Consider the following 9,462-nt stretch of genomic DNA (forward strand, 5'->3'; position numbering starts at 1 on the left):
TAATTGTTAGATAAATTGTTTTTATTGTTGAGGTACTTTAGTATTCCATTTGTAGTCGATTAACATCCAACCATCCTCAAACTTTCTTTTAGGTGGTCTTGGCTTTTCTTCTATATTTGAATTACTATATTGAATACGACCATCTTTTAATACTTTATACGTACCATCAGGTTTGCCTTTAAACAAAGACTCTATGTTTGATTTATTAAAGTCACAATGCATACAACTGGTATAAGTGCCGTCATCAAAATAAGCGGTCATTCCTGCATTTGTAGTATTTAAATACCGCAGTTGCTTTTCCTGTTTTTTAGCCTCATTTTTGGCTTGTTTTTGAGGTTCGGGGTCATTGGCTGCCTCTGCTCTTAATTCCTTGTATATGGGCATCACAGAGGGTGTATTGCTACAACTTGATAGAATTACATATCCGGCTAGTAATATAAATTTAGGTTTTAGAATTGAGCGGATTTTATAGGCTCGTGATAGGTTAATAGTTTTCATTTAATTAAGATATTTATGCTTACTCTTTGATACAGTTTTCAGCTACCCTGTAAATATTTCCAAGGCAAAAGAAATAAATATCTTATCATAAAATATTGAAAATTGGTACTGAATTAGTACCTTGCAAGTACTTAATTAGTACTTAAGATGGATACTACAATAAAAGAAAAAGAAATAGGCAGTCGTATAAAACGATTAAGAGAAGATAAAGACTATTCTCAGGACTATCTTGCTCAAAGGTTAGGCATAACACAAAAGGCATACTCTAAAATAGAGACAAATCAAACAAGGCTTTCTGTAGATAATTTATTGAAAATAGCGGATGTTTTGGAAACATCTATAAACAAAATATTAGATGTTGACGGTGGTACAGTTTACAATAATTATTCAACACATCATGGTGAGGGGATTGTTATTCATAAAACTACATCGGATAAGATAATAGAGCTTTATGATAAGCTGCTGAAAGCGAAAGATGATGAAATTGAAGCTTTGAAGAAACTATTAATTGGTACATAATAGACACCGAGTAAAATTCATAAAACAATATCCAATCTCAATAAATAGAAGTGTTTCACTACCAAGAGAATATTTAAAGTATAATGACATGTTTATTAATGAAAGATTAAATTATTAGATATTGAATAAAAGCTCAAATAACAAAAAGTTGCCAAAGCTATTTCATGATAAAAATATTCTTTAATCATGAAATAAGAAACAAGTAACGCGGCAAATAAATACAGTGAAAAGAAGGTAATAATATATTAATATATATCTAAATGAATAATGATGAATATATTAAAAAATTGACAGAAATTACCGAAGTATTAAAGATAGCCGGAACATATATCAGTCGAGGGAAAAGAGAATGGATGCCAATATTCAATCTCAATAATTCTCTTAATGCCGAATTGAAAAAGTTACGACATACACTTACGCCAAAAGAAATAGCTCTAAGAACAGTTGGTTTTTGGATAAACTATGATAACGGAAATTATATATTAGAATATGAATAGAATTATTAAACAGTATATTCAAATACAATTGGATTTAGTTCCTCGATATCTTCTTGCACATTGATAATTTCTGGTATTTCTTGTAGGAGGGTGAGACATAATGATAAATCTTCATAGTTTTCTGTTAATCTATCAAGAAAGAACATTAAAAAGTTTTTAATAATATTATGTGTAATCTCTAATTCAAAGATTACTAAATTATCACTTATTATCTCGTTTCCAATCGAGTTAATAAGTGATGTGTCTAATTGACCAAGATTATCATTATGTGCATTTATCGTTTCATTAAAAGACTCTATATGCTCTGTATATAACTGGTTAATTTGATCAAATACTATCTCGTTATTAGACCTATAGTATAGGGAAAATTTATATGGCATTTTTTTCACAAAAATATGAAATTTTTGATAACTTTTCAACAGTTTCTTCAAATATATTAGAGCGAATGTCTCAAATCCTTACTAAATGGAAAACAATTCAGAATCAAAGTAGCTATTGTTCATTTTAAAACCAATTCGTGGTAACAGCTGTATACATTTAATCCATAATAATCATACTTAAAGCAAAGGTGCTTCCATTCGACTTATACAAATAATATATCAATATAGATATTTTTATATACTTATTTATTTCTCTTTTTCTAATTCCTTTTTCTGAACTCTCTCTGCTTCTTCTACATCAGAAATAAATTCTTCATTGTCCATTTTGTTCTTACGTTTTTATCCACCGGAAGACAAATATTACTAAACTCATCAAAAGTCTTTAAATACTTCATACAGTAACAGTATATATTAATTTTGATAGTACAGAAAAAAGGGACCAATTCGATCCCATTTTCTATTTTTCCTACATACAGATAGACCAGTTTAGATGAAATCTATATTTAAAAATTGTTTTCGTTCTTTATCATTTAGGAAAGAAAACCCCCATCTTTTTTCCATAAAATTAACCAGTTTCAAGCCTCTATTTAAAATATCTTCAGGTGTCCAATTTTCGCTTTGTGAAACTTCTATTTCAGAATAACTACCGTATTTGTATCCAACATATTCCTTGTTGGTTTGGACCTTTTTTGGAAAATCATAATTTTGAAGACTTGAATTTTTGGGTTTTGATAATGCTAAGAGATTACCTAAACTATCACATAAATCCCTTCTTTGTTTGAGCGTCAAATGATCAAATCTATCTTTCCAGTATTTGCTTTTGGGTTTTTGTGGGTATATATGCTCCAACGAAACAAAGTCTTCATTCCAAAATCGAAACATTTCCCATTCCAATTTATGCGTTTTGCTTTTAGTTTTTTCTTGAATGGATAGCTCATATTCATAAAAGAAATATCTAGAGTTTGTCCAACGATAAAAACTACCTCGATACGAATATCGACTTATTACTTTCTGTGTAAAAGAATTGTCATTAATTAGGGTTTCAATCTGTACTTTAAAACTTTGGAAAAACTCTTTGAGTGTTAGGGAATTATTCAGTATGTCGAAGCAAACCTTGATAGTATCTAAATGTATAGTATTATCTGGATATGAAATTAAAGATTCTATAAAGTAATATTTTTCCAATAATAACAAGTTTTCATAATTATCAGTTTTTTTGCTTGATTTAAGATAGATTAAAAGCAATAAGTGGGCTATATCTTCAAATTGTAGTCTTTTTAGTTTATCTATTACAATTGCTTCCTTTTTATTAATTTTATTTGACTCCAGTGGATTATTTATATGGTACCAAGTTTCTACTGTTCTATGTAAATTTTCAACATATGTATTAATTTCTTCTAAATCTAAATTATTATCGGCAGAGTTAATCCTCTTGAGTGTGAAAATTTTATCTAGAAGATTCTTTGAAAGCCTATAATTTCTTCTTCTGCTATACATGTAATAATGGTCTTCTTCATCCATAGCAATGGCTGCCATTTCAAAATAGTATAGCATATAGTGGGTATCTAAAAAAACATCATCTGATAATGGGTTATTTTTGTTTTTTCCTAAATAGTGATAGACTCCTTTCCAAGCATCATTTATTTTCTTACGTAATCTATTCTTCTCAGTTTGATCACAGTGTAATTTGGTGCTTAAATAAATTAGTCTATTTTTTAAAAGTTCAAGCTGAGACAACGGCTTGCCTCGATTATTCATAGTCTCAAACGTAACAAAAACATCAATCTCCTCTTTAATGCTATATATGTTAAAAAGTAGATTTTGTGTTATCTTACGATACAATATTCCACGCTCGTGAGCAGTCATATTATGAATTTGTTCAATGAAATATTCTTTTGCAGCTATTAAATTGTTTGTATAAATTGTCTCTTCATTTTGATAAGATGATGCTGAATGATCATTAAATATTCTAGTCTTTAAAAATTCATAACTAGGATTATCTTTTTCATAACCGAAAATGTATGATTTTGAAATTCCTTCATTTCTGGTGTCAAAAAGATATTTCTTTCTAACTTCATCTATGGTATCATAATTGAGTTTCTCTCCGTCGGTAGCAGTTTCTAATATGGCTTGGATTAAGATTATAACAGTAGTCAACCTTTGTTGTCCATCAACAATATAATAGGGAGTAAAATTCTTATAATCAATTATCCATGAATCTTCTTCCCAACCATTATAAACACCAGGAAGTACTAATTCAAGTGTAAGGAGGCCTAGATAATGATTATTATTGTTTTCTAATTGTTCAACATCTAGCCAAAAATCCTTTAATTGGCTTTCTGTCCAAGCATATCCTCTTTGATAATCAGGGATTCTATAAATATTTTGAGTAAAAATTTTTGATATAGAATAGAGTTGTGTTTCCATTACGAATTTTAATTATAAACAGTAATCTTATAAGTGTTGTATTAGCGTTATAGGCTTGAATATCCCCCAAACATAATAAATTCATCGTCTTCAAATAAAAATGATTAAAATATTTATCTGAAAGCAATATTAGCTCCCGCGAAAATAATTAACAATTATTTGAAATTTGTTTTTTATAATGTATTTTGGTTAAAATTTTTTATAAATGGGTTTAGCGCAGTTAGATTTCTCTCCGCATTCTGATGGAGAATCGAAAAAGAGCAAAGGTAAAAATGCTATAGAAAAAGTAGATAACACTTTAACACAAGAATTATTTATAGCTATATGCTCACCAATAGGCTCTTTAAAAGAAACCGTTATCGAAAGGTTACTAAATTTTGTTAAGATAAACTACGGTTATGATGTTGAGCATATAAAATTGAGTAATTATATCGAAGAAATAGACATTGATTATGAAGATACTTCTAGCTCGGCAAAGTCTATAATATTTAATCAGTACTTTAATAAGATAGCTAAAGGTAACCATATAAGAGACACTTTCCATAATTCACATTTGGCTGAAAAAGCTGTAGAATCAATATATTTAAGTAGATTGGCAGAAGTGAAAGCTAAGAGACCTGAGATAGAGGAAGGAGACATTAACCCAGAACACTTTGAATCCCGAAGAAAGTTATTTCTCGTTGATTCAATTAAATCAAAGGAAGAGCTAGAGCTATTCCGAAAAGTTTATACTGATAATTTTTATCAGATAAGTCTATTTTCATCATTAGAAGAAAGGCGTAAAAATTTGGCTAGAAAAGGATTTACTAAACCTGAAATAGAAGAAATAATAGATATAGATGATAAACAGAACTTTAATCACGGACAAAATGTACGTGGAACTTTCGTAGAAGGAGATTTTTTTATGCGGGTTTCGGCAGGCAACACCCCTGAAATCGAAAGAAAAATTCAAAGATTTTTTAATCTTATTTTTGAAAGCTCAATTGTTACCCCAACAATAGAAGAGAAATCAATGTATTTAGCTAAGTCGGCATCAGGAAATTCGGCCTGTTTATCCCGCCAAGTTGGAGCCTCCATTATTGATAAAAAAGGAACGCTGTTAGCGACAGGATGGAATGATGTACCTAAATTCGGTGGCAATTTATACACATCAGATTATGTTAGAGACCATAGGTGCTTTAACTTAGGATATTGTAGTAATGATAAGCATAAAGATGAATTGGTGGAAAATATAATTAAATCCTTATTAAATGACAACGATACTCGGCAAATGCTTGAAAAGGATAATGTTGTTGATTTAGATTTAGTCAAAAAGATTAGAAATAATTTGAGGAATAGTAAAGTTAAGGATATTATTGAATATTCCCGGAGTATTCACGCGGAGATGCACGCAATAATTCAAGGCAGTCAACTTACAGGAGACAAAATGGTCAACGGGGTACTTTTTTGTACAACATATCCATGTCACAACTGTGCAAGACACATAGTAGCAGCAGGCATTAAAGAAGTTTACTATGTTGAACCTTATGTAAAAAGTTTATGCCTAACGTTACATGATGATTCAATGACGGAAAATGAACATGAGGTGGAAAAAGTTAAAATATTGATGTTTGATGGTGTTGCGCCAAGGAATTATCTAACATTTTTTACTAATTTTGCAGAAAGAAAGCAAAACGGTAACGTGATACCAAAAATTTTAAAAAATTTAAGCCCTAAAAAGGCAAAATCTTTACAAGCATTGTCAACACTGGAACAACAAGCGTTACATTCATTAGGACAACAAACTAAACATTCTTTGTCGAAAAATTAATTTTATGAGAAAGCATAAAAGTGAATCTAAAAGCTATCAAGGTGAACTAGATTTTAATGCAAAAAATAATATAGACGAAGTCGTAAAATCTAATTCTCACGTAAACATCAATTTACATCGTAAAACAACTGTAATATCTTTTTCTAAAGCTCTTGCTGAATCTAAAAAGATAAAAGAAGATAATCTACGGAGGATTGTTTTACAGAACACTAAAAGCTTTTAAACAAATAAGAAGAGGTCGTTTATAGACGGCCTCTTTTTATTTGTTCTTTATGTAAATGAAGGATCGTAATATTCTTCCCATAATTTCGCTTCTCTTTGTTCTGGTTCTTGAATTACTTTTTCAAATTCAGTCAATAAAATTTTTATTAATCCAATATTAACGTGATTGCGGTCTAAAAACTGTTTAAGAATGAAAATATATTTTAAAATATTGGAGTGTATGTAAGTGATTTGCTTCGAATTGCGCTAGAAATTTGGTTAGGTTATATGTGTTAGATAAACTGAAACCCATTATAGAATATTTTATTACGATAGAGAAATTAAATCGCCACTACATTTTGTATCCTACATACGGATAGTCTCATACATATATACCTAAACTTCTCTATACTTTATTTTTGTTTACTAAAAGGATAAAAGAACTTAAAACGACTATTCGGCCACTTCAACATCAATAAACTTTATGACAAATGCTATAAAAAATATTATAGCGAGAATATATTTTTGTCGAAATAAAAAGTGCTATCAGAGGTTAACTACGTCACATTTTGGCGTAGCAAACCTTTTACTTTGTACATAATATAACAATTATGCACATGGTAAAGGATATTACAAAATTTGACTCAATACTTGAAATAGCTGATTATTTCAAAGATCAAGAAACTTGTAAAAAACATCTTGAACAACTACGTTGGGGAAATAATATCGTATGTCCTCATTGTAGCCATGAAAATGCATATCGCACAACAGTGGGCTATAAATGTTCGAGCAATAAATGTTATAAAAAATTCTCTGTTGTTACTAAAACCATTTTTGAAGGAACAAAAATTCCTTTGAGAAAATGGTTTATGGCTATATTCACCTTTATTAATAATAGTGCAGGTATTAGCTCTGTTACCTTATCAAAAGAATTAAAAATCACCCAACATTCTGCATGGTTCTTATTACACCGTCTTAGAGAAATAATGAGAAGTGCAACCCCTAAAAAGCTATTCGGCACTGTTCAAGCTGATGAAACAATGTTTGGTGGTAAAGAGAGCAATAAACCTAAAAGTAAAAGAGCTAAAAAGGCAAAAGGATCATCATTAATCGGTACAACTAAAACATATATAATTGGTGCTGTTCAGCAAGATGGAAATATAATAACTACACTTAGTGATAGTAATGCAGAAGATGTATTAATTCCATTCTTAAAAGATAATGTTGAAGAGGGAGCTACCATTGTAACAGATGCTCATAGAGGATATCAAAATTTGCCTAATCACAACTATACCCACATCACTAATAAACATGGCAAACATAAGTTTGTTAGGGTTGTTGATGATGTTAAGTACCACACACAAGCAATTGAAGGTTTTTGGTCTATATTCAAAGGAGCTGTAAAAGGAACACATAGATACATAAGCCTTAAACACTTATCTAAGTATACCGCAGAACATACTTGTAGATATAATCTACGAAAGAAAAAACCTGCTGATAAATTTATTGGATTGTTAGGAATGGTGAGCAATACAACTGTCAAATATGAAAAAATGATAGCAGGAAAGTATAGAAGCCAAGATTAATATATACTTTATGAAATGGATTAAAACCTTTGAAGATTTTAACTTTATATGTACAAGTAAAAGTTACAGTAATAAGCTAAAGGAGAAAGAAGATACCGAAGATTATGAGAAAAGAAGAGATGAAATTGATGAGGAACAGAGAGAATTAAAGAAGAGTATCCCGGCTGGATTAGAATTGGACTTATCAAAACTTGAAAACTAGCTTTATCTTTTCTATAAATAAAGTAATTTTACATCTACTCATTTTCAAAATAAAAAATAGTAATACCAAGTTATTTAGATGCCATAGCCTCATCTAAAGTAATAGTGTAACCGTATTACAAACAAATCACAAGTGGGTTTTAATAACTTATAGTAAATCTTTAGAGGATATTTAAATAGGATTGGATATTAGAGAAATATTTGGATTAAATAAAAAGCACCTAAAATTAGGTGCTTTTTATTTGGAAATATAGTTTGTCCAATCTGCCGATTAGGTACCTATAAAATATACCGTTACTGATAATGCAGGACTAACTTCCAATCAAGCAACGATATCCATCGACTATAATCCTTTGGCTACATTAAGCGGTACAATTTATGATGATAATAATGCAGGAACTCCGGATGGAACAACCCTTTCAGGCGTTACCGTTACCTTGTACAACAATGGAACCTCTGTCTCGACAACAACGGATGCCAGCGGCAATTACAGCTTTTCCAATATTATACCTAACTATTATTATGTTAGTGTGAGCACTCCTTCCGGCTACAATCGTGTAAGCTCTACAGATGCCTCGCCGACAGATGTCAATCATTTAATGTATGTGGGCTCCAGTAATATTACCGGTGTTAACTTCGGTCTCAATAAAGCGCCTGTGGCTGCCAACGACAGCCTGAATAACCAGACACCGGGCAGCGCAGCAACCGTATCCAATATCTTAAGTAATGATAGTGATCCGAACAGCGGTACCTTAACCAAAGACAGCATCAGCCTGGTAGCGCCTTCAGGTGCAACGGCTATCACTACCGATGCTCAGGGAGATGTGACCGGCTTTATAGTGCCTAATCAAGGTACATGGGCATTGAACAGCAGTACCGGTGCGGTTACATTCACACCTCAATCCGGCTTTACTGCAGATCCCACGCCTATAAAATATACCATTACCGATAATGCAGGACTAACATCCAATCAAGCAACAATATCCATCACCTATACCTCAGTTCCGGATTTGACCCCGGTAATCCTGCTGCCGATCAATGCGATGAATACCGGCGATTCCAGAGATTTTGTCGTGAGGTTGAACGAGATCCGCAATGTAGCAACTAGTGCTCAGATTGCCTTTAGCATTTCGGTTCCTGTAGGTTATACACTTACGTTCCTCCGGTACAGATACCAGAACGAACGTACTGCCATCGAATAATTACACCGTAAGCAATAACCAATGGAATACATTCAATGTTACCGATCGAAGCCTAGATCTTCAGTCCAAACCCGGTTTTGTGATCAACGGAAATGGCAATACTTATCTCGGCTTTAAAGTTACCCGGACATCTGCCCTGCC

General features: G+C 31.5%; 10 protein-coding genes. 7 read left to right on the plus strand and 3 right to left on the minus strand.

What is annotated here, in order from left to right:
* Window positions 1-21: 21 nt before the first annotated feature.
* Window positions 22-498 carry a hypothetical protein gene (locus DBR32_RS03330; RefSeq protein ID WP_124634850.1) on the minus strand — a complete coding sequence of 159 codons (477 nt, stop codon included), beginning with the start codon at window positions 496-498 and terminating at the stop codon, window positions 22-24.
* A 147-nt stretch (window positions 499-645) separates the two neighbouring features.
* Between DBR32_RS03330 and DBR32_RS03335 the strand changes: the two genes are divergently transcribed.
* Window positions 646-1,017, plus strand: a complete 372-nt coding sequence (locus DBR32_RS03335) for a helix-turn-helix domain-containing protein (protein ID WP_124634851.1) — start codon at window positions 646-648, stop codon at window positions 1,015-1,017.
* 260 nt (window positions 1,018-1,277) lie between these two features.
* Complete coding sequence (locus tag DBR32_RS03340; RefSeq protein ID WP_124634852.1) at window positions 1,278-1,514, plus strand: hypothetical protein; 237 nt, start codon at window positions 1,278-1,280, stop codon at window positions 1,512-1,514.
* Between the two features lie 5 nt (window positions 1,515-1,519).
* On the opposite strand, the gene DBR32_RS03345 is transcribed toward DBR32_RS03340, so the two are convergent.
* Both DBR32_RS03345 and DBR32_RS03350 read right to left on the minus strand, forming a co-directional pair.
* Window positions 1,520-1,903 (minus strand): hypothetical protein, encoded by a 384-nt coding sequence (locus tag DBR32_RS03345; RefSeq protein WP_124634853.1) that lies wholly within the window; start codon window positions 1,901-1,903, stop codon window positions 1,520-1,522.
* Window positions 1,904-2,380: 477 nt separating this feature from the next.
* Window positions 2,381-4,321 (minus strand): DUF262 domain-containing protein, encoded by a 1,941-nt coding sequence (locus DBR32_RS03350; RefSeq protein WP_124634854.1) that lies wholly within the window; start codon window positions 4,319-4,321, stop codon window positions 2,381-2,383.
* A 205-nt stretch (window positions 4,322-4,526) separates the two neighbouring features.
* Here DBR32_RS03350 and DBR32_RS03355 point away from each other — a divergent pair, with 205 nt between their 5' ends.
* From DBR32_RS03355 to DBR32_RS03375, 5 genes are all read left to right on the plus strand, one after another.
* Window positions 4,527-6,131: an anti-phage dCTP deaminase gene (locus DBR32_RS03355; RefSeq protein WP_124634855.1), complete on the plus strand. Its 1,605-nt coding sequence runs from the start codon at window positions 4,527-4,529 to the stop codon at window positions 6,129-6,131.
* Between the two features lie 4 nt (window positions 6,132-6,135).
* The gene (locus tag DBR32_RS03360) at window positions 6,136-6,354 is read left to right on the plus strand and encodes a hypothetical protein (protein ID WP_124634856.1); all 219 of its coding nucleotides are present in this window, start codon (window positions 6,136-6,138) and stop codon (window positions 6,352-6,354) included.
* A gap of 595 nt (window positions 6,355-6,949) precedes the next feature.
* Window positions 6,950-7,918, plus strand: coding sequence for an IS1595 family transposase (locus DBR32_RS03365; protein WP_158605895.1), 969 nt, complete (start codon window positions 6,950-6,952; stop codon window positions 7,916-7,918).
* Window positions 7,919-7,928: 10 nt separating this feature from the next.
* Entirely contained in the window at window positions 7,929-8,120 is a 192-nt protein-coding gene (locus DBR32_RS03370; protein WP_124634858.1) for a hypothetical protein, read from the plus strand.
* A 352-nt stretch (window positions 8,121-8,472) separates the two neighbouring features.
* The gene (locus DBR32_RS03375; protein ID WP_158605896.1) at window positions 8,473-9,321 is read left to right on the plus strand and encodes an SdrD B-like domain-containing protein; all 849 of its coding nucleotides are present in this window, start codon (window positions 8,473-8,475) and stop codon (window positions 9,319-9,321) included.
* Window positions 9,322-9,462 lie beyond the last annotated feature (141 nt).

The organism is Taibaiella sp. KBW10 (genome assembly GCF_003852495.1).
Taxonomy (GTDB): domain Bacteria; phylum Bacteroidota; class Bacteroidia; order Chitinophagales; family Chitinophagaceae; genus Edaphocola.

Coding starts and splice junctions, on each gene's coding strand:
- DBR32_RS03350 (WP_124634854.1), bottom strand. CDS start 4,321: ATGGAAACACAACTCTATTCTATATCAAAAATTTTTACTCAAAATATT.
- DBR32_RS03365 (WP_158605895.1), top strand. CDS start 6,950: ATGGTAAAGGATATTACAAAATTTGACTCAATACTTGAAATAGCTGAT.
- DBR32_RS03370 (WP_124634858.1), top strand. CDS start 7,929: ATGAAATGGATTAAAACCTTTGAAGATTTTAACTTTATATGTACAAGT.
- DBR32_RS03330 (WP_124634850.1), bottom strand. CDS start 498: ATGAAAACTATTAACCTATCACGAGCCTATAAAATCCGCTCAATTCTA.
- DBR32_RS03335 (WP_124634851.1), top strand. CDS start 646: ATGGATACTACAATAAAAGAAAAAGAAATAGGCAGTCGTATAAAACGA.
- DBR32_RS03355 (WP_124634855.1), top strand. CDS start 4,527: ATGGGTTTAGCGCAGTTAGATTTCTCTCCGCATTCTGATGGAGAATCG.
- DBR32_RS03340 (WP_124634852.1), top strand. CDS start 1,278: ATGAATAATGATGAATATATTAAAAAATTGACAGAAATTACCGAAGTA.
- DBR32_RS03360 (WP_124634856.1), top strand. CDS start 6,136: ATGAGAAAGCATAAAAGTGAATCTAAAAGCTATCAAGGTGAACTAGAT.